Consider the following 19,093-nt stretch of genomic DNA (forward strand, 5'->3'; position numbering starts at 1 on the left):
GAATGGGGACTTGATCTGCGGAAACCATCAAGGCCAGCGGACCTAAGAACCGCGCGAACAGGCCGAACACAAGACCGTATCTGACAAATTGCTAACTGCTTCGAAAAAAGTCTTGCTTTGCAGGGACCATCCACACAGGACAGAGTGGGCTTCTGCAGATTGACTATTGTCAATCTTGCCGTGACGAATTTGCGCATTCTCATCACACAAGGTGCCTTGGTGCGAAACCTCGCGGGAGAGTTCATTTTTTATGGCTGTCACTTCAGCATGCAAAATCTGTCTACAATCCATTGGTTTTCTGCTGTTGAGCGGCCTGTTGGTTGCTGATCAGGCTCTCGCAGAAGAACATCGCCTTTATACAAACGCGGAAAAAAATCTGTATTTGCAACCACACCACGTTGGGCGCACCCAAATCGCTGGCATCATCTTTGCTGCGACAGAAGTGACCCTGCTGGAACAAACCCAAGACGCGCTGCACGTCCGTTTGACCGGCTGGCGAGAACAGGGTGCGGATCGCGCCATCTATGAACAAATGGGCCAACGTATTCTGGCGGCCAGCCTCAGGGTCGGTGCGCAAGAGCGAACGATCCTGGGCGATCCGGTTGTTGATCCTGAAACCGATCTGATCTGGCACCCTATCAGCCTCGATGTGTGGGTCAGCCCTGATCGGCTGACCCCTGATCCAAATCTGCTTTGGGACCAAGGGGTGGCGATGTTTCAAACGGCTTGCGCAAATTGCCACAGTTCGATGCGTCCCAATGATTACCTGTCGAACCAGTGGATCGGGCTGATGAAATCCATGGAACGCTACATCACGCTGGACAAACCCGACTATCGGTTCTTGCAAAAGTACCTGCAACTGCATGCCAGCGACATGGATCCTCCGCTCTCAGTGGAGAACCCCCATGCAGATTAAACAGGACACATCGGCATCGCGCATTGTGGTTTACCGGCTGCTATCGGACCTGTTTGCGCAACCTGCAACCGCTGCAAAGATCAGCCAACTGGCGGCGGTGGCAGTGCAAGAGGATTTGAACGACGACCCCTGTATCGGCCCGCTGCTGGCCCGCTTTCAGGTGTTTGACAAAGACCCCACCCTTTCGGAAAGCGACCTCGCTGGGGCCTATGCCTTCCTCTTTCTGGGTGCCGGGGGGCCGCAGAGTGTGCCGTCATCCCAAAGCTCTTTTGTTGATCCCCGTGGGCGTGTTTGTCAGGCGCCGACGGCGGCCATGGCGCAGCACCTCAAAGACCTGAATATGCATGTCGCGGGCACCTATCGTGAACCTGCAGATCACATCGCGGTCATTCTTGCTGTGGCGGCGCAGCTGATTGCGTCGGGTAGGCCAACGGCCCAGCAAATTGAATTTCTGGAGGATCATCTGGCCGCATGGCTGCCGGAATTTGGCACGGCCTGCGCCCGCAGCGATCAGCATGGTTTCTACACCCTGCTTGCGCGCACTGCCGAAGATGTCGTTGCAGAGGATTTGAAATGGCTCCGGACCCGTCCGGTCCGGGTCAAGGAGGAAGAAGAAAATGTCTGACCAATCACCACATCGGGGACTGACCCGCAGGGGCTTTCTGGAAACCACATCGCTGACGGGTGCCGCCGCTGTGCTGGGGCCATCTGTGCTGGGCGCTGGCATGGCACAGGCCGCGCAAAACGGCGAGGTGCTGACTGGATCACATTGGGGTGCGTTTCATGCCACCGTGACGGACGGCAGGTGGACCGCCGTGCGGGGCTGGGAAGAAGATCGCTTTCCCACCAAGATGCTGGAAGGTGTGATGGACAGCGTCTATTCCCCGACGCGGATCAAATACCCCATGGTGCGCCGCGCCTATCTGGAAGGCGGCCCGGGGACAGCATCAGACACGCGTGGCCGCGATGATTTCGTCCGCGTTAGTTGGGATCAGGCCCTGCAGCTTGTCGCGGATGAGGTCGCACGGGTGCAGGAAGAGAGCGGTCCAAAGGGCATCTTTGGTGGCTCCTACGGTTGGAAAAGCCCCGGCAAGTTCAACAACGCGCGCAACCTGTTGCGGCGGTTCCTGAATGGCACAGGCGGATTTGTCAGCCATGTAGGGGATTATTCAACGGGGGCGTCTCAGGTCATTATGCGGCATGTGCTGGGCACAATCGAAGTCTATGAACAGCAAACAGCATGGCCTGTTGTGGTCGAAAATACGGACCTGATGGTTTTATGGGGCGCCAACCCGGTTGTGACCAACAAGATTGGCTGGGTCGTGCCCGATCACGGTGCCTATGAGGGGATGGAGGACTTCAAGGCCGCCGGCAAACGCGTGATCTGCATTGATCCGATCCGCAGCGACACAGCCGCGTATATGAACGCCGAGTGGATCGCGCCCAAGCCGCAGACGGATGTCACCATGATGATGGGCATCGCACATACGCTGCTTGAGGAAGGCCTACATGATCAGGCGTTCATGGATACCTACACAACCGGATTTGATCAGTTCCTGCCTTATCTGACGGGCGAAAGCGACGGCCAACCCAAGGACGCAGATTGGGCCGCCGGTGTCTGTGGGGTAGAGGCTGATGTCATCCGCCAGTTGGCCCGCGACTTCGCGGCCAATCGCACGATGCTGGCCAGTGGCTGGTCGACGCAGCGGATGCACCACGGTGAACAGGCCCATTGGATGCTTGTGACATTGGCAGCTATGCTGGGGCAGATCGGTTTGCCCGGTGGGGGGTTTGGGCTCAGCTATCATTACTCCAGTGGTGGGTCGCCTTCGGCCAAAGGGCCAAGGCCATCGGGGATGAACGCAGGGTCCGTACAGCTTATGCGTACAGACGCGCAGCCCGATGCATCAGACCGTATTCCGGTGGCACGGATCACCGATATGCTGGAAAATCCCGGTGGTGCCTTCGACTTCAATGGTGAAGCAGGCATCTACCCCGATATCAATCTGGTCTATTGGGTCGGCGGCAACCCCTTTGCCCACCACCAGGACCAGAACCGCCTGCTGCGCGCGCTGCAGAAAGTCGATACCTTCATCGTGCAGGATTTCCAATGGACCCCAACGGCACGGCACGCCGACATCGTCCTGCCTGCCACCAGCGCGTTTGAACGCAATGACATCGAAATGTACGGCGACTATTCGCAAAAAGGCGTTCTTGCGATGAAAAAAGTGATCGAGCCGATGTACGAGGCGCGATCCGACTTTGATATCTTCGCCGACCTGTCCGACCGCTTTGGCACCCGCGCGTATTTCGACGAAGGCAAGGACGAGATGACGTGGATCAGGCAGTTCTACGAGACGACCTTTGATCAGCAAGAGGCGACAGGCATCACAATGCCGGACTTCGATACGTTCTGGGATCAAGGCTATGTCATGTATCCGGTAACCGATGAAGGGCGCAGCTTTGTCCGCTATGCGGCGTTCCGCGACGATCCGGTGCTGGAGCCCTTGGGCACACCGTCCGGCCTGATCGAGATCTATTCGCGTAATATCGAAAAGATGGGCTATGACGATTGCCCGCCGCACCCCACATGGATGGAACCGATTGAGCGGCTCGATGGCCCGGATGCCAAATATCCGTTGCATGTGTCCAGCCAGCACTCCATCGGGCGGTTGCATTCGCAGCTTTGCGGCACGTCATTCCGCGAAACCTATGCAGTTGCGGGGCGTGAACCGTGCCTGATCAACACTGCAGATGCTGCGGCGCGCGGTATTGCGGATGGCGACGTTGTCCGGGTCTACAATGATCGCGGGGCATTATTGGCCGGCGCAGTAGTGACCGACGATATCCGGCGCGGTGTGCTGAAAGTCAGCGAAGGCGGTTGGTATAGCCCGGCTGAGCCGGGTACCCCCGGCACCGTTTGCGCCTATGGCAACGTGAACATCCTGACGCCTGATCTTGGGACGTCCAAACTGGCGCAGGGCAACTGCGGGCACACGGCCAACGCTGAGGTGGAAAAGTTCGTCGGCACCCCACCTGCGGTGACCGTGTTCGACACACCGCGCAACGGCTGAATGATGCTCAATCTGCCAGCTAAAAGCCACCTGCGTTTGCGCGGGTGGCTTAGTCATGTGGCAGGGTCTCAGTCAGCGACTGTCTTAGGGTACGGTGTATCCCCAACTGTGACAGCCCGCGCAGGCGTCAACCGAAGCGCCATGCATGCGGTGACAGCTCGCACAGGGCAAATCACCCTTGTGGGAGGCATGGGGGTTGGGTTCGATTTCGGCCGTTGTTTCGGCAAGGCTCTGGCCCAGACCATGACAGACCGTACAAGTCTCCGTCGCAACAGGTTGGGCTGGCGGGTTTTCCACATGACAGGCCATGCAGGACAATCCGGCATAGGCATGGGTTGTTGCCAAAGTGTTGTCATCCGCCGCACCCGCAGATCCAATGCAAATCCACATTGTAGCAGCGACCAGCAAGGTCGCCGCGCGCGTGCAGAGTGACCTGTTGCAGGCCATGACTTATGCGTCCCGTGGCGACTCGGCAGCTGCATTTGCGCCAGCAATCCGCCCGAACGCCAGACACTCACCAATGTTCGCGCCTCCTTGCGGGTATTGCACAAAGATCGACCCAAGTTCACCGGCACTGTAAAGCCGCTCAATCGGTGCGCCAAAGGTATCAAGGATCTGAGATTTGGCATTGCGGCGTGGTCCGCCAAAGGTGTTGTTCAAGCCCGGCCACAAGGGAACGGCGTAATAAGGCGGCGTATTAAGTGGCGCGATCGTGTTCATCGGACGATCAAACGCCCTGTCACGACCCCGACCATGCCCAGCATTGAAGCCTCGAACTTCATCGGTGAGGGCATCAGGGGCTACGCCGATCTTGGCTGCGAGACCTTCCAGAGTGTCGCTGCTGGAAATCCAGCCACTTTCAACCTCGGCGCTGTTGTCGTCGCTCCAGTCGTACATACCGATGGGTCCCGCCGCGCCAAAGGCCGTCCACACAATCGGGCCTGCCTGACGACGCTTTTCATCAAACACGAACCATGTCGGGATGCGCGGCCACGTGTAGTTGACAGTGTCGTAAACCAAAGCATTCCAATAGCCGGAATACCCGCCAAGCTTGGTTTCAGAATTGAAGCGCCTGCCGCTGCGATCGACGATCACATAGCTACCGGTCCCAAAGCTGGGTGCAAAGGCCGTTGGAAAGTCATCAAATTTGAATTTGAAGCCACCGCCAAGCACGGTCATGTGCCATAGGTCTGCACCCACATCCTGTGCCATGCGCAACCCGTCACCGGTATTGTCAGGGTTGCCGTAAAACACCATGGGATAAGAAGGCAAATAAGTGCGATGCGCAGCCTGATCGAATTCATATCCGCCAGTCGTCAAGACAACTGCACGCGCGGCACGAATAGATTTTTCGACACCGTCTTGAAGGACCCGCACACCCACAATCGCCCCAGACGGATCAGCAATCAGCCGGTTTGCAGGGGTGTTCCAGCGCACCTCAATGCCGCGCTCTTGAACCAGACCATCAAGGAATGCAAAGAGGTCAACACCAACACCCGCTGTGCCATCCGGTTTTTTCATCTGGTAGGCTTTGATGGCGTCGTTGCCCGGCCAGTCAGAGTCCCGACCAGCGTTGGAAAACATCTCAAAACCCGTGGCACCCATCGCGGTCAACCAGTCGCGGTTCTTGACGCTTTCTTCGGCCCAGACCCGAATGGTATCATCATCGATGTCCTTGGATTCCGGCATATCGACATTCACCAGTGATGCTACGCTCATATAAGCGAGCGTATCCTCGACCGTGTCGGGCGACAAAAAGACGCCAAGGCACATCTGCGTGTTTGATGTGTGAGCGTCTTCGGCTTGTTTTTCAATGACCATCACCCGGGCACCGGCGTCATGGGCGGTCACGGCTGTGACAGCTCCTGCCCCGCCATACCCGATGACCAGCACATCCGTTTCAGCATCCCAGCTTTCAGGCACTGGAAGTGGTGACGCGAGCGCGGGTGTTCCGGACGCTGCGACTACGGCTATGCCGACGCCTGCTCCTTTAATGACATCCCGGCGAGTGGTGCTTGATTGGGACTTTGTTTTTGCGTGATGTGTCATGATGGTCTCCTTCAATCTTGAGTGCGGTGCCTTGGCCTCATCAACACGAAAAGCTGATCCAAAGGCGTCGTGCGAGGCCTTCGCTGCACGCAATTGCCTATCCTCGATTCATGATCGATCTGGCACACAACCCATTGAGCATTATCAATCATGCAGCACACTTGGCACTTAGACTGGTCAGCGAGGTCAACGCGCCATTTGGTGTGTCTGACGCGACGATTTCCACCGCTTAGCGAGTGATGTGCAGCAAGGAAGGCAAGCCAATGAAACAGACAAATCTTCGCAACTACGGCCAGTTGTTTTTGGCGTCATTGACACTGGCTTTGTCGGTGCATGCGGGCGTCGCACAGGCCTTGCCCCGGTTTGGTAGCGAATGCATTACCTGCCACGAAACCAGCACTGGCCCCGCTCCCGCCACAAGCACTGCCATCGCGCCTACGCCGGTGCCCGAAGTACGCGTGCCCCCGCTTTGGGAGACAACGGAAGACGCTGTGACCGACGAAAATACGCAAATCCTGCCAAAACCATCGCCACAGGCACCTCAGACCCAGGTTGCGCAACCAGCAAGCAGGCCGACTACCACCGCCGAAACCAGCCCAGTTGCAGCAACTCCGTTGCAACAGCCAGGGCACACAGGACGGAATGCGCATAGAGATCCATTGTCGTTCGGACTGACCGTTGGGTTCTTGTCCAGCACGGACATTGAGCAACATCGGTCTAACTCCATCTTCCACGGGTCAACCGAGGCCTCCTTCTTCCAACCCGGTGCAGAGGGTGGCGGGGAAAATGAAGACACCGATCCGGAGGCGGGAAACCGGCTGCATCTGGGGGCGCTCGCGAACTATCAGGTCGGGCTGGGCAACAGGTCTTCCCTCACCTTTGGCGCGCACGTGTTCCGTGATGATTTCATCGATGAAGACTTCCATCGCCTGAACGCCCGCCTGAGCGTCGGATGGCGCCAAAGATATGACGGGCAGATGCTGCGACTGACAACCTATTTCCAGCAAACTACCTTTGACGGCGATGCCGATGACCTCAACGATGACTTTATAGCGCTTGGGTTTAAGGCGGACTACAACCGCGATCTGGCCAGTGGTGCGACATTGGTGGGTGCCCTGCACGTCCGTCAGCGCGACTATGATGACGAAGACGACCCGCGCAAAGGCGAGTTCAGCTCGGCTCTTGGCTTGCGGCACATCGGTCCAGACCTGAGCAGCGAAGAGTATGGCGTCGCCTTCGTGACCCGCAACAATGCCAGGCGGAAACGCAATCGCTATTACAGCCCCTCCGTCTATGCCTCGATGACGCGCCCGATCACCCCGACAACAACGCTTGGACTGTTTGGCGAGTTGGGCATCCGGTCTTACAAGGCAGATGATCCAACCGAGGGCGAAGCCCGGTCTGACAGCTTTGGCGAGCTTGGTTTTTCGCTTCAGTACAGCCGCCTGAACATCATGTCCGCATCGCCGCGTTTTTCATGTGCCTATAACCAAACCGTCTCAAACATTGAACGCTTTGATAGTCACGCGACATATTGCGCATTGGTGCTGGAAACTCGGTTCTAAGGCAGGCGCGGGCTGAGAAATGATTGGTATGCAGCTGCAACAGCAGTCGTTGAGGCATGCTTGAGCGATGTCAATCACGGCGCATTTCGCATTGCTAGAATTGCAAGATCACAACTGCGCCATTGTCGCGGCAAGTGAAGAATACTGCAATTGAGAGGATACGACATGACACATTCAAAATGGCTCGCCGCCTTGGGCGCAGGAACCATGGCGCTTTTGTGGGCTTGTGCCCCAGCGCCGGAACCTAGCATTGGAGTCATCTATGCTGAACCAACATTTGACAAATTCGGCAATCCGTCTTGCCGTCCGGGCGATGTGCCCATCGGTGGGCCCTACACCGCGGACTTGCCGCTATGCTCTGTAATTGGAGGTGCGCCTGTTGATGTGGTGGCCGATGTTGACACTGTGGATGATAGCAATGGTGTCGTGATCGTTGATCCAACTGATCCAAACGGGGGCAACCAGAACCAGAACCAGAACCAGAACCAGAACAACAATCAGAACCAGAACCAAAACAACAATCAAAACCAAGGTGGTGGCTGATATGCGCGCCCCTTTGCTATGATCAGCAAGCAAAGGTTGGCCCGCGCAACGTTGACGACAGCGCGCGGGCTGTTGGTGCTGATCACGCTGTTTTGGGGAGGGTTTGCGCTGCTTTCGGGAATTGATCCCGACGGGGGCCTTCCATGGTGGCAAAACCTTACGAACGCCGCCCCGTGGGTCGCACTTGCTGGCGTGGTTTGGATTGCATTCAAATGGCCGCGCATTGGAGGCTGTTTGATCATCTTGCTTGGGGTGGCCTCGGTAATCTTCTTCAATGCATGGACCACACCCGTGGTCCTGTTTGGCATCGCACTTCCAATGTTACTTGCAGGGGGAATGCTGGTGCTTGGCGGTGTGCTTACTGTCAGATAGCCACGCCCTCGACTATTGAATGTCAGGATTGATTTTCGTCAATCCGCGTCTCTCAATACAAATCACAATTAGTGAATATGTTGGGGCAACGATGCCCTCACCCGCGTAATTAAGCGCGAGTCGGAGGAGAAACGAAAGATGGCCATTCCAATTAATCCAAGCGAAGTTCTGGACTTTGATCAACCGCTGAACACAGATCCTGATTATACAGCGGTGCATGTGTTCAGTACCGCTGATGTGACCGCGACATTTGATGGCGACAAACAAGGTGACGAGGGCGCAAATTACGTTGATTTCAGCGGTGCCAACGGGACTAGAGTCACCAAAGAAGGCGTCACACTTTACCCGATTGACAGCGAGTTCGGGTTTAACGTGACCGATTTTGTCGGTGCGGAAGAAAAAGTAATTGATGGCTCATATACTGAAGGCTGGGTCGGCGACCTGGTCGAAGGTGGCAAACAAATCGGTCTGGTGGTCTCGGACGCCCCGACAGACACGTTCAAGACCCCCGCTGTCCTTGGCACTTGGTTGACTGGATTGGGCGACAACAAGGTCAAAGCTTCGACTGAGCACTACGTGACAATGCAGAACATCCTGTCCGATCAGATGTTTCCCGGCGATCCAGATGCGGAATATCTGCTGGACGATGATCTGATCCTGCTTAGCCAGAATGAATTGTACGATGGACAGTATGTGTCGGACCTATTGAATAATGTCAGAATAGACGCCGATGGCATGGAAGTCGCACTTGCGGTGGAGGACCAGGTCACGGACGCCAACCAAGATGGCGTTATAGACCTTAAGGATCTGCTGAACCCCAACGAATCCACGATTGAATACGACATCGCCTATGGTGACGACTACTCGGTCACGATGAAGGATGACGGCAAGCTGCTTTATCGTTGGGGCAATGCGGTCAAACGGCCTAATGACGTGCGTCTAGATGTGGAACTGCCGCTTCCGGATGAATGGGAAGAGGTTGATAACTTCAGCTCGCTGAAGCCACTCTTCAGGATCATGGCGGCGGAACTGGTGATCCACCACACGATTACCAACAACCCCAATGATCAGGTCCGCCCCGAGGATTTCGAAAACGAATCCGCGATTGGTAAGTTGCCCACCTATGAGGAAGAGATCATCGGTGATCGGATCATCTGGCGCACCACCGATGATTACTATGCCGGGAACGGTGATCTCTACGAGGCTGGCACAATCCTGCGCGACACAGCACTGGTTGATGCGGTTGCCGGCTCCACCATTGTTGAGATCGGTGCGGCCTCCGAAGACCTAGAGATGGGCTTTACCAATGCATGGTACACCACCATGGACCGCGAACCGTTCGAGCCTGTGTTGAACGCCGATGGCACAGAATACATCACTGGTCCGCGCTGGCGCTTGCTGCCTGACAAGTACGGCCAAGACTTGCCCGGTGTCGTGATCCCGATCGACCCAAGCGATCCGTTGCCGGTCACCAAAGACGAGGAAAAGTACGAGGTTGGGGCCGAAACCCAAACCGTTCTGAACCTGCTGGATTGGGCCACCCCGATTTCACCGCTTGAGATCAGCGCAGGCTGGCAGAACAACGCCGGCCAAGTGTCGGTCAATGGCGTCAATATGACCAACGATCTGAACGTGGCCTTCTATATCAAAGGCGATGTGAAACCAGCGACGATCTATAGCACCGAAATTCTGCTGGACTATGAAGAGGTCGATCTGTTCGACTTTGGCACATCCATTGCTGGCACGGCTGAATCTGACTTCCTTGTCGGGATTGGCGAAAACACCTTCACAGGTGGCGGCGGTGATGACCTGTTCGTGCTGTCCTACGGTACCAGCGTCAGCGATGTTGTCACAGCAAGCGTGATCACCGATTTTGAGGTCGGCAGCGACAAGCTTAGCCTCATCGGCTTTGACGCTTTGGCCGGGTTCAATGTCGATTTGCTCGAAGATCGCCAGTTGATCCAGCAAGGCGTCTCGGGCGATGATCTGACGATCTCAGTCGCCGATGGCACCGGCTTTTCGCTTGTGGCCACGCTGGAAGGGGTCGCCGCTGAACTGGGTATCCTTGACGGCACCGTTGATCCAGGCGAGGGCCTGTCCCTTCTGGACAGCTTCCTGATTACAAACCCCGGCGATGGCACAGCCGGTGCACCAGATCAAAACATCATTATCGGGACTGAAATGGCCGATAGTCTGACTGGCACCCTAGGGGTCGATCTGATCTCGGGTCTTGGTGGGAACGACTACCTTTACGGCCTGGCGGGCGATGACGTGCTTGACGGTGGCGCTGGCATCGACTGGATTCACGGTGGCGCGGGCGCGGATGATTTTGTCTTCGCAGCCGGCAATGGGTTCGACATTGTCTATGACTATGAAGACGGTGTTGACCAGATCCAACTCGATGGCCTGCTGTTCAGCGACCTGACGATTTCGGATTACCGCGGTACTGGTGCCGCAATCCAATCCGGCATGGACGTCATGATCCTTCGCAATGTCGATTTCACCGCAATCACCGAAAGCGACTTCATCCCGGATGATGCTTTGTTGGTGGCCTAATGGCCGGATCGCGCTCTTAGAAAGGAAAGACCTATGTTGAAAATATACACCTTAGTTGCTTTTTCTGCATCAGCAGCCTTATTGGCAGGATGCAGCAATAACAGCAGCGACGATGGCACAACGACGACGCAAAACTACACATCCTTCGCCGAAATCCAGCCAGATGCAGCCACGATGCAAAGCACATACACCGACCCCAACGGCACGCTTTTGATGTGGATCACCCGTGCGACGGAAGCGCAAATTCCTGACACCGGAGGCGCGACTTATAAAGGTTTTGTCAATCTGCCTTTGTCCGATGGTGACCTGATTGGAGAGCTAGCGATGGTTGCAAGTTTCAGTGCTGCCGCCGGAAGCATTGACAGTTCGGCAACCGGTTTCTTTCACGAAAACAATGGTGCCTACACCGGTACGCTCACTGGCACGGGTGCATTGGTCCAAGACGCGCCTCCGGGTGTGCCGCAGGTATCAACAGCTCTTGATGGGCCTTTGTCAAATGGTGGAACCGACTACACGACAAGCTTAGCTCTTGCCGGTGATATCGTTGCGAACGGCGCCGATCCGTATGGGGCCGTGGCAGGAACGGCAGACGGAAACGTTGGCACGGACGTCTTCCTTGGCGGTGTCTTTGCAGCCGAGCGGTAGCGCGCAACTTGTCCAAAATCGAAACGCCGCCGCTGAAACAGCGGCGGCTGTCCGTGCAAAGATCAAGCGCGATGATCACAACCGCTGCGAACATCCTCGAGACTAGTCTTGGCCACATACACCTTGGTTGTCTTCTTTGCGCACCGGAAACAAAACGATTCCAAGCGCACATGAGGTGTCTTCTTTGCTGAAGAAGATCAGAGCGGGCGTACGCACGCTCGACCTCTGATCCAATCTGATGAGCAAGGCTCATTTCAGCTAGTTCTCTGCTGTATCCCTGCTGCTCCGCAGTCCAGTCGCGGAACGCCGACCGAACCGTCGATACTCCAGCGCGCGGTCGCGTGCTTCGTTTAAGGTGACGACATCAGCGCCGCCAAGGCCAAAGTCTGTGCGCAACGGTTTGCCTTCGCGGTTGCGCTGTCCCTTCACTGTGACGCGCAAATCCAGCGTCTTGCGCCAGATGGATCGACCACGAGGTACAAGCCGCTCCCGTCGCCGTGGCGACCGGGGCCAAGGGTTCGGACCAGATTTTTCGTCAGCTTTCCGCTCAGAGCAGCCATGAAAATACCACGATTTCTACCACGCAATGAATAGAAACGAATCTAATCGAAGAGAAATCAAAAGCAATAACGAATGCATATAAATCAACAAAAACAGCCCCATATGGGGCTGAATGAGTACCAACAGAATTGAATGAGAATGGGGGGTGGCGGAGACGAAGGGATTCGAACCCTCGAGACGGTTTCCCGCCTACTCCCTTAGCAGGGGAGCGCCTTCGACCACTCGGCCACGTCTCCGCTGACCCGTTTATCCATGCCGCCTGACCGGGGCAAGGGGCGAAATAGCCAAGGACCGTTATTTCTCGGCCCGGTGGAACGGTGCGGATCATGCAAAGCATTTGCACGTGCACTGCGCTCTACTTTCCTTGACCAGATGGGAGCGGTTCGAACCAACCGGGTCGACGGTCTACAGCGTATCTGCCAGCACAACCCACATTTTTGCTTTCTCGATGCGGACAGCCGACACCAATCAATCTGTGATTGTGACTAGTCTGACGATCAGGTTTGTGTTCCTTTGAACAACAAACAATCGACCAGATAAGAGGTGGCATGTTCGAAAGGGCCCTTCATGGCGATAATATCGCAGCGGCCTTTGCAGTGGCTGCGACAACCGCAGATCTGACTATCGCGGCTGGTACAGCGACCACGATAACCGCCGCATTGTCGGGCGTCGCGATCTACAAATCCGCGGACAAGCCGGTTAAGGCGCTGGCCCAACAGATGGCAAGGCTGATGGAAACCGCGTTGGCCAGCGCCCAGATAGCCGACCAGCGGAAACGGATCGTGGTGCAGATGCTGGGCCAGTATCAGCCCAATGAGACCGCGTTTGTCCGACACGACTTGAATGCGGCGGCCATCGCTGACAGCCTGTGCCATCAGATCACAACAACAGCCAAAGACCCCGCACACAAAACTGACATCGCACTGCGGGATTTTACCACCGTCATCATCGCAACGCTGACACCTGTCCTCGAGGACCCAGCGGTCATTCAGTGGATTCAGCCCGCCATCTTCAAGGCTTTGCTCGAGCGCACGCAAAAATCGGGCCAGGCCGACCGGTTGCGTGACGAAGGGATCACGGAGAAAGCCATCATCCGGTTAGCCCAGCGCTACTCCGAAGGGATCACGGATGTGGGCGAGGCCTGGCTGGAATTGCAGAATGCAATGGATGTGGCGGTGCGCGTTCAGCAGGAAGGGCGGGTCACCTCCAACCAGGGCAATTTCGTTGATGCAGTGCTGAGGCGGGTGGCGGATCTGGCGGCACAAGGTGCCTATGTCGACGCTGGCGCCGCTATTGACGCCGCACTGGCCGAGGAAGAAGCCGCCCACACTGCCCGCAAGATCCGGCTACTGGATCGTGGGGTTGAGATCGCGCGGCTGGACAACAATCCAAGGAAAGCCGCATCACTGCGTTTCGCCAAACTGCAGATACAAGTCCCACCAAACGCGTCTTTTGATCACCTGCGCGGCCTGCAGAACAAATGGTACTGGCGCGGAAGGGATAGAGGACTGCGGTTTGATCTGGAGGTTGCGATGCATCTTGCAGAGCGCAGTGTCTCGCTATCCCAGAGCAAGAAACAGCAAGGTATGGCTCTCAATGATTTGGGTAATGCGTTGTGTCTCCTGGGGGAGCGCCAGACCGGCACAGAAAGGCTTGAACAGGCCGTCGCCGCTTATACGTCCGCACTCAACAAAAGAGATCGGTCCCAAAGCCCGACAGACTGGGCCATGACCCAGAACAATTTGGGAAATGCGCAGGCCATACTTGGCGCACGCGAAAGCGGCACGGACCATCTGGAGCAGGCTGTGACCGCCTTTGGCGCAGCTCTGCAAGTCAAAACTCCAGACAGTCCGCCACAGTATCGGGCCACGATACAAAACAACCTCGGCAACACATGGGCAATCTTGGGTGAGCGCAAAGGCGGCACGGCGGAGCTTGAACAGGCCCTAGCTGCTTATACTGCCGCCTTGCAGGTCAGGACCCGGGACATAGCACCAATGGACTGGGCCATGACGCAGAACAATCTGGGGAATGCGCTCTGCACACTGGGAGAGCGTGAAGACGGCACCGAACAGCTGGAGCAGGCCATTGCTGCCTGTAATGCCGCGCTTCAGGAGCGGACTCAGGACAAGGTTCCCTTGGATTGGGCCACGACACAGGACAATCTGGGCAAATCGCTGACATCCCTTGCAATACGGGAAGGCCGGACCGACAGGCTACACCAAGCGGTCACCGCGTTTACCGCAGCCCTGTCGGTAAGAAAACAAGACCAGCTTCCGCTGAACTGGGCTACCTCGCAGAACAACCTCGGTCATGCGCTGACAGCGCTTGGTATACAAGAAGGTGATGAAGACAGGCTTGAACAGGCCGTCGTCGCACTCAACGCAGCTACCGAACATTGCACCCTCGAGAGTAGCGCGCTCGAATGGGCGAAGATACAGTGTAATCTGGCCAAGGTCGCTATCGCTTTTTTCGACCTGACCGGCGGTGTGTCGCGGCTTGATCAGGGCCAGGCATATCTTGAATTGGCGCGACAGGTTTATGCGAACGCAGGCGCAGCGTCCTATGTGGCCGTAACCGACCGCCTTTTGATCGACATCACCAACCGCCGCGACGCTTTGTCCTGACGCCGGGCTTGCCCATGAGCGAATGAGAACATATCATGAACAAATGACCCAACTCGCCGAAAAGCTTGCCATTCTGTCCGATGCCGCCCGTTATGACGCCTCTTGCGCGTCCAGCGGGACGACCCGACGCGATAGCCGTGATGGCAAGGGGCTGGGGTCGACCGAAGGGTCGGGCATTTGCCATTCCTACGCACCCGACGGGCGCTGCATCAGCCTGCTCAAGATCCTGATGACGAATTTCTGCATCTATGATTGCGCCTACTGCGTGAACCGGGTGTCATCCAATGTGCGCCGGGCGCGGTTCACCGTGGATGAGGTCGTGCAGTTGACCATCGAATTCTACCGGCGCAACTATATCGAGGGGTTGTTTCTGTCCTCCGGTATCATCCGGTCGCCGGACGCAACGATGTCCGACATGGTGCGGATCGCCAAGCGGCTGCGTCAGGATGAGGGGTTTCGTGGCTATATTCACCTCAAATCCATCCCGGACGCCGCCCCTGAACTGATCGCGGAAGCCGGGCTTTATGCCGACCGCCTGTCGATCAATGTCGAACTGCCGACTGATCGGGGGGTCAAGGCCTATGCGCCCGAGAAAAACCCGACCACCATTCGCAAGGCGATGGGCGATGTCAAAACGCGGTCTGCCGTGGCGGGCGAGCGCAGCTATACCGGCAAGCGCCCGAAACGCTTTGCCCCGGCTGGCCAGTCAACACAGATGATCGTAGGCGCAGATGGATCAACCGATGCCACCATCCTGGGGCAATCCACCCGACTTTATGGCAACTACGGGCTGCGCCGGGTCTATTATTCGGCCTTTTCACCGATCCCGGATTCATCCGCCAATCTGCCCCTGATCAAGCCACCGCTGATCCGGGAACACCGGCTCTATCAGGCCGATTGGCTGCTGCGGTTTTACGGGTTCGATGTGGATGAAATCACGGCGGCCCGGACCGACGGGAACCTCGATCTCGACATTGACCCGAAACTCGCCTGGGCGCTACAGAACCGGGCGCTGTTCCCCGTCGATGTCAACCGCGCCAGCAAGGAGATGCTACTGCGTGTTCCCGGCTTCGGCACACGTACAGTGGGCCGGATCCTGCAGACACGGCGGCACCGGGCATTACGCTACGACGATCTGTTGCGGATGGGCGCGTCGCTAAAGAAGGCAAAGGCGTTCATCACCGCCCACGGCTGGACACCCGGCAAACTGACCGACAGCACCGATTTGCGCGCCCGTTTTGCACCACCTCCCGAACAGTTGAGCCTGTTTTGATGTATACCGTCCCACTGCCTATCATCGGAACCGATATGGCTTGGCGTGATGCGGCCAAGCGATTGATCGGCGCCGGTGTGCGCCCGGCCGACATCCTTTGGGATTATGGGACCGGGATGGGTGAGCTTTTCGCCACCGCAACGCCCCTTCCTCCGCCCAGCCGCAAGGTGAAGGCCCCCAAAAGCTTTGTGCAGATGGCTGACGTGGTTGTCTGGCACAAGGACCCGCAACGCTTTGCCCGGTTATACGACCTGTTATGGCGACTGCGGCATCAGCCCGGCGTCATGCAGGACCGGGCCGACCCGGAACTGGCTAAACTGCGGCAAATGGAAAAGGCGGTGCGCCGCTGCCAGCACAAGATGAAAGCCTTTGTGCGGTTTCGTGACTTGCGCCAGGGCGGTGACAGGCGCAGCTTTGCCGCCTGGTTTGAACCGACGCATCACACGGTCGAACCCACTGCGCCATTCTTTGCCCGCCGCTTTGCCGATATGGACTGGATGATCGCCACCCCCGATGTCTCCGCACAATTTGTCGATGGCAACCTGTCATTCCATCCCGGCCAGCCCAAGCCCGACCTGCCCGAAGACGCGGCAGAGGCGCTGTGGGGCACCTATTTCTGCAACATCTTCAACCCGGCACGGGTCAAGATACAGGCGATGACATCTGAAATGCCCAAGAAATACTGGAAAAACCTGCCAGAGGCGCAGTATATCCACGACCTGATCGCCGGGGCCGAGGCCAAGGTGCGAAAGATGCAAGAGGCCGGGCCGACAATACCGCCCGAGCGGGTTCAGAAGATCAAGGATCAACTCAGAAAACGACAGAACGACCCGTAAGTGCGTTTGATCCCGTCTTAGGTATTGAAAAGGAAATGCATCACATCGCCATCCTTGACGATGTAACCCTTACCTTCGGCCCGCATCTTGCCTGCTTCCTTGGCTGGCTGCTCACCCCCCAAGGTCACAAAGTCATCATAGCTGATCGTTTCTGCCCGGATGAAACCCCGTTCAAAATCGCCATGGATCACGCCTGCGGCCTGCGGGGCTGACGTGCCTTGCTTGATGGTCCAGGCGCGCGCCTCTTTCGGGCCGACGGTGAAATAGGTCTGCAGATGCAGCAATTCGTACCCCGCGCGGATTAACCGATCCAGACCGGCCTCTTCCAACCCCATTTCGGTCAGGAACATCTCCGCCTCTTCGGCGTCAAGCTGGCTGATTTCCTCTTCAATCCGGGCGCTGATCACAACGTGGGAGTTGCCTTGGGCAGCAGCCATCTCGGCCACCTTAGCCGACTGGCTATTGCCTGACCCGGCGCTGTCTTCCTCGACATTGCAGACATACAGAACCGGCTTGGTCGTCAGCAGCTGCAACATCTTCCAGGCCTTGGCATCTTCGGCATCCACCGCAACAGTGCGGGCCGGTTTACCCTCTTCCAGCGCGGCCTGGGCCATCTTCAAAAGGCGTTCCTGCTGCACCGCCTCCTTGTCGCCGCCGCGCACCTTGCGCACGATATTCTGCATCCGCTTTTCGATGCTTTCCAGATCGGCCAGCATCAGTTCCGTCTCGATCACTTCGGCATCGGCGACCGGATCAACCCGGCCATCCACATGGGTTATGTCATCATCTTCAAAGCAGCGCAGCACATGGGCAATGGCATCGCATTCACGGATATTGGCCAGAAACTGGTTGCCCAGCCCCTCACCCTTTGACGCGCCTTTGACCAGCCCGGCGATATCGACAAATGTCATCCGGGTCGGAATGATCTGTTTGGATTTGGCAATCGCCGCCAGCTTGTCCAGCCGGGCATCGGGCACGGCCACATCGCCCACATTGGGTTCGATGGTGCAAAACGGGAAATTCGCGGCCTGCGCAGCAGCCGTTTTCGTCAGCGCGTTGAACAGGGTCGATTTGCCCACATTCGGCAATCCGACGATACCCATTTTGAAACCCATTTGCGTTCTCCTGATCTGTTCGCGCGCTTCTAGGGGGTTGCAGCGCCCGGTGCAATAACCCCCTACCCCATTGCCTTTCGCCGGGGTTTCGCGCAAACCCTGTTGCGGACCAAGCCGGGGACAAGAATGAGCAGAATAGACGCGAAATTTGCGCAGTTGCGCAGCGAAGGGAAAAAGGCCTTTGTCGCCTATGTCATGGCGGGCGATCCCGACTATGAAACCGGGCTAGAGCTGGTCAAGGGTCTGCCCGGCGCGGGCGTCGATATCATCGAACTCGGCATGCCCTTCACCGACCCGATGGCCGATGGCACCACCATTCAGCTTGCCGGTCAGCGGGCGCTGGAAGGCGGGCAGACCCTTGAAAAGACGCTCGAATACGCCCGCGCGCTGCGGCAGACCGATGACGTGACCCCGATTGTGATGATGGGCTATTACAACCCGATCTATTCGCGCGGCGTTGACGCGTTTCTGGCCGATGCGGTTGCGGCCGGGATCGACGGGCTGATCATCGTTGATCTGCCGCCCGAAGAAGACGACGAACTCTGCATTCCGGCCCAGAAGGCGGGCATCAATTTCATCCGGCTGGCAACCCCGACCACGGATGACAAACGCCTGCCCAAAGTGCTCGAAAACACATCAGGCTTTGTCTACTACGTCTCCGTCACCGGCATCACCGGCACGGCAGAGGCGCAGACCGCCGATGTCGCCCCCGAAGTCGCCCGGATCAAGGCGCAGACCGATCTGCCCGTAATCGTGGGCTTCGGCATCAAAACGCCCGAGGCCGCACAGGCCATTGCCGAAATCGCAGACGGCGCCGTTGTCGGCTCTGCTATCGTTGCGAAAATCGGCGCGGGCGACAGCGTGGATGATGTGTTGGCATTCGTGAAATCGCTCGCCGACGGCACCCACAGGGCCTGATCCGCGCGGCTGTCAGTTTGGGCTGGAACATCGCCAAACGGCG

General features: G+C 57.3%; 16 protein-coding genes and 1 tRNA gene. 13 read left to right on the forward strand and 4 right to left on the reverse strand.

Annotated features, from left to right (window positions below):
• The first annotated feature begins 304 nt into the window (after positions 1-304).
• The 3 genes from ACFWW2_RS11300 to torA are packed head-to-tail and all read left to right on the forward strand — an operon-like array spanning position 305 to position 3,990.
• Complete coding sequence (locus ACFWW2_RS11300; RefSeq protein WP_393928171.1) at positions 305-916, forward strand: hypothetical protein; 612 nt, start codon at positions 305-307, stop codon at positions 914-916.
• A complete protein-coding gene (locus ACFWW2_RS11305) occupies positions 906-1,541 on the forward strand; it encodes a molecular chaperone (RefSeq protein ID WP_393928173.1) in 636 nt (211 codons plus the stop codon). Before ACFWW2_RS11300 ends, ACFWW2_RS11305 begins: the two co-directional genes overlap by 11 nt.
• Entirely contained in the window at positions 1,534-3,990 is a 2,457-nt protein-coding gene (gene torA, locus ACFWW2_RS11310; protein ID WP_393928175.1) for a trimethylamine-N-oxide reductase TorA, read from the forward strand. Before ACFWW2_RS11305 ends, torA begins: the two co-directional genes overlap by 8 nt.
• An 84-nt stretch (positions 3,991-4,074) precedes the next feature.
• On the opposite strand, the gene ACFWW2_RS11315 is transcribed toward torA, so the two are convergent.
• Together ACFWW2_RS11315 and ACFWW2_RS11320 are read right to left on the reverse strand one after the other, a co-directional pair.
• Positions 4,075-4,437, reverse strand: coding sequence for a cytochrome c3 family protein (locus tag ACFWW2_RS11315; protein ID WP_393928177.1), 363 nt, complete (start codon positions 4,435-4,437; stop codon positions 4,075-4,077).
• 3 nt (positions 4,438-4,440) lie between these two features.
• On the reverse strand, positions 4,441-6,039 hold the full coding sequence (locus ACFWW2_RS11320; RefSeq protein ID WP_393928179.1) for an FAD-dependent oxidoreductase: 1,599 nt from the start codon (positions 6,037-6,039) through the stop codon (positions 4,441-4,443).
• Positions 6,040-6,149: 110 nt separating this feature from the next.
• Here ACFWW2_RS11320 and ACFWW2_RS11325 point away from each other — a divergent pair, with 110 nt between their 5' ends.
• The 6 genes from ACFWW2_RS11325 to ACFWW2_RS11350 all read left to right on the forward strand — a co-directional run bounded on the left by ACFWW2_RS11325 (position 6,150) and on the right by ACFWW2_RS11350 (position 11,720).
• A complete protein-coding gene (locus ACFWW2_RS11325) occupies positions 6,150-6,272 on the forward strand; it encodes a hypothetical protein (protein WP_393928180.1) in 123 nt (40 codons plus the stop codon).
• A gap of 30 nt (positions 6,273-6,302) precedes the next feature.
• Positions 6,303-7,604 (forward strand): surface lipoprotein assembly modifier, encoded by a 1,302-nt coding sequence (locus ACFWW2_RS11330; protein WP_393928182.1) that lies wholly within the window; start codon positions 6,303-6,305, stop codon positions 7,602-7,604.
• A 165-nt stretch (positions 7,605-7,769) separates the two neighbouring features.
• Entirely contained in the window at positions 7,770-8,147 is a 378-nt protein-coding gene (locus ACFWW2_RS11335; protein ID WP_393928183.1) for a hypothetical protein, read from the forward strand.
• A gap of 72 nt (positions 8,148-8,219) precedes the next feature.
• Positions 8,220-8,519 (forward strand): hypothetical protein, encoded by a 300-nt coding sequence (locus tag ACFWW2_RS11340; RefSeq protein WP_393928184.1) that lies wholly within the window; start codon positions 8,220-8,222, stop codon positions 8,517-8,519.
• Between the two features lie 138 nt (positions 8,520-8,657).
• Entirely contained in the window at positions 8,658-11,075 is a 2,418-nt protein-coding gene (locus tag ACFWW2_RS11345; protein ID WP_393928185.1) for a calcium-binding protein, read from the forward strand.
• 33 nt (positions 11,076-11,108) lie between these two features.
• Complete coding sequence (locus ACFWW2_RS11350) at positions 11,109-11,720, forward strand: hypothetical protein (RefSeq protein WP_393928186.1); 612 nt, start codon at positions 11,109-11,111, stop codon at positions 11,718-11,720.
• Positions 11,721-12,427: 707 nt separating this feature from the next.
• On the opposite strand, the gene ACFWW2_RS11355 is transcribed toward ACFWW2_RS11350, so the two are convergent.
• Positions 12,428-12,517, reverse strand: a tRNA-Ser gene (locus tag ACFWW2_RS11355).
• A gap of 312 nt (positions 12,518-12,829) precedes the next feature.
• Between ACFWW2_RS11355 and ACFWW2_RS11360 the strand changes: the two genes are divergently transcribed.
• From ACFWW2_RS11360 to ACFWW2_RS11370, 3 genes are read left to right on the forward strand one after another with little or no spacing between them, the layout of a single operon-like run.
• Positions 12,830-14,908, forward strand: a complete 2,079-nt coding sequence (locus ACFWW2_RS11360) for a tetratricopeptide repeat protein (protein WP_393928187.1) — start codon at positions 12,830-12,832, stop codon at positions 14,906-14,908.
• A 43-nt stretch (positions 14,909-14,951) separates the two neighbouring features.
• Positions 14,952-16,181: a putative DNA modification/repair radical SAM protein gene (locus ACFWW2_RS11365; RefSeq protein WP_393928189.1), complete on the forward strand. Its 1,230-nt coding sequence runs from the start codon at positions 14,952-14,954 to the stop codon at positions 16,179-16,181.
• On the forward strand, positions 16,181-17,017 hold the full coding sequence (locus ACFWW2_RS11370) for a TIGR03915 family putative DNA repair protein (RefSeq protein ID WP_393928191.1): 837 nt from the start codon (positions 16,181-16,183) through the stop codon (positions 17,015-17,017). The genes ACFWW2_RS11365 and ACFWW2_RS11370 overlap by 1 nt, the downstream gene beginning before the upstream one ends.
• 17 nt (positions 17,018-17,034) lie before the next feature.
• On the opposite strand, the gene ychF is transcribed toward ACFWW2_RS11370, so the two are convergent.
• Positions 17,035-18,132: a redox-regulated ATPase YchF gene (gene ychF, locus ACFWW2_RS11375; RefSeq protein WP_393928192.1), complete on the reverse strand. Its 1,098-nt coding sequence runs from the start codon at positions 18,130-18,132 to the stop codon at positions 17,035-17,037.
• Between the two features lie 126 nt (positions 18,133-18,258).
• On the opposite strand from ychF, the gene trpA reads away from it, so the two are divergent.
• A complete protein-coding gene (gene trpA, locus ACFWW2_RS11380; protein ID WP_393928193.1) occupies positions 18,259-19,050 on the forward strand; it encodes a tryptophan synthase subunit alpha in 792 nt (263 codons plus the stop codon).
• Positions 19,051-19,093 lie beyond the last annotated feature (43 nt).

Origin of the sequence: Yoonia sp. R2-816, assembly GCF_046762905.1 — a bacterium.
Classification (GTDB): domain Bacteria; phylum Pseudomonadota; class Alphaproteobacteria; order Rhodobacterales; family Rhodobacteraceae; genus Yoonia.

Coding starts and splice junctions, on each gene's coding strand:
- ychF (WP_393928192.1), bottom strand. CDS start 18,132: ATGGGTTTCAAAATGGGTATCGTCGGATTGCCGAATGTGGGCAAATCG.
- ACFWW2_RS11305 (WP_393928173.1), top strand. CDS start 906: ATGCAGATTAAACAGGACACATCGGCATCGCGCATTGTGGTTTACCGG.
- ACFWW2_RS11315 (WP_393928177.1), bottom strand. CDS start 4,437: ATGGCCTGCAACAGGTCACTCTGCACGCGCGCGGCGACCTTGCTGGTC.
- ACFWW2_RS11370 (WP_393928191.1), top strand. CDS start 16,181: ATGTATACCGTCCCACTGCCTATCATCGGAACCGATATGGCTTGGCGT.
- ACFWW2_RS11335 (WP_393928183.1), top strand. CDS start 7,770: ATGACACATTCAAAATGGCTCGCCGCCTTGGGCGCAGGAACCATGGCG.
- ACFWW2_RS11330 (WP_393928182.1), top strand. CDS start 6,303: ATGAAACAGACAAATCTTCGCAACTACGGCCAGTTGTTTTTGGCGTCA.
- ACFWW2_RS11365 (WP_393928189.1), top strand. CDS start 14,952: ATGACCCAACTCGCCGAAAAGCTTGCCATTCTGTCCGATGCCGCCCGT.
- torA (WP_393928175.1), top strand. CDS start 1,534: ATGTCTGACCAATCACCACATCGGGGACTGACCCGCAGGGGCTTTCTG.
- ACFWW2_RS11350 (WP_393928186.1), top strand. CDS start 11,109: ATGTTGAAAATATACACCTTAGTTGCTTTTTCTGCATCAGCAGCCTTA.
- ACFWW2_RS11345 (WP_393928185.1), top strand. CDS start 8,658: ATGGCCATTCCAATTAATCCAAGCGAAGTTCTGGACTTTGATCAACCG.
- ACFWW2_RS11320 (WP_393928179.1), bottom strand. CDS start 6,039: ATGACACATCACGCAAAAACAAAGTCCCAATCAAGCACCACTCGCCGG.
- trpA (WP_393928193.1), top strand. CDS start 18,259: ATGAGCAGAATAGACGCGAAATTTGCGCAGTTGCGCAGCGAAGGGAAA.
- ACFWW2_RS11325 (WP_393928180.1), top strand. CDS start 6,150: ATGATCGATCTGGCACACAACCCATTGAGCATTATCAATCATGCAGCA.
- ACFWW2_RS11360 (WP_393928187.1), top strand. CDS start 12,830: ATGTTCGAAAGGGCCCTTCATGGCGATAATATCGCAGCGGCCTTTGCA.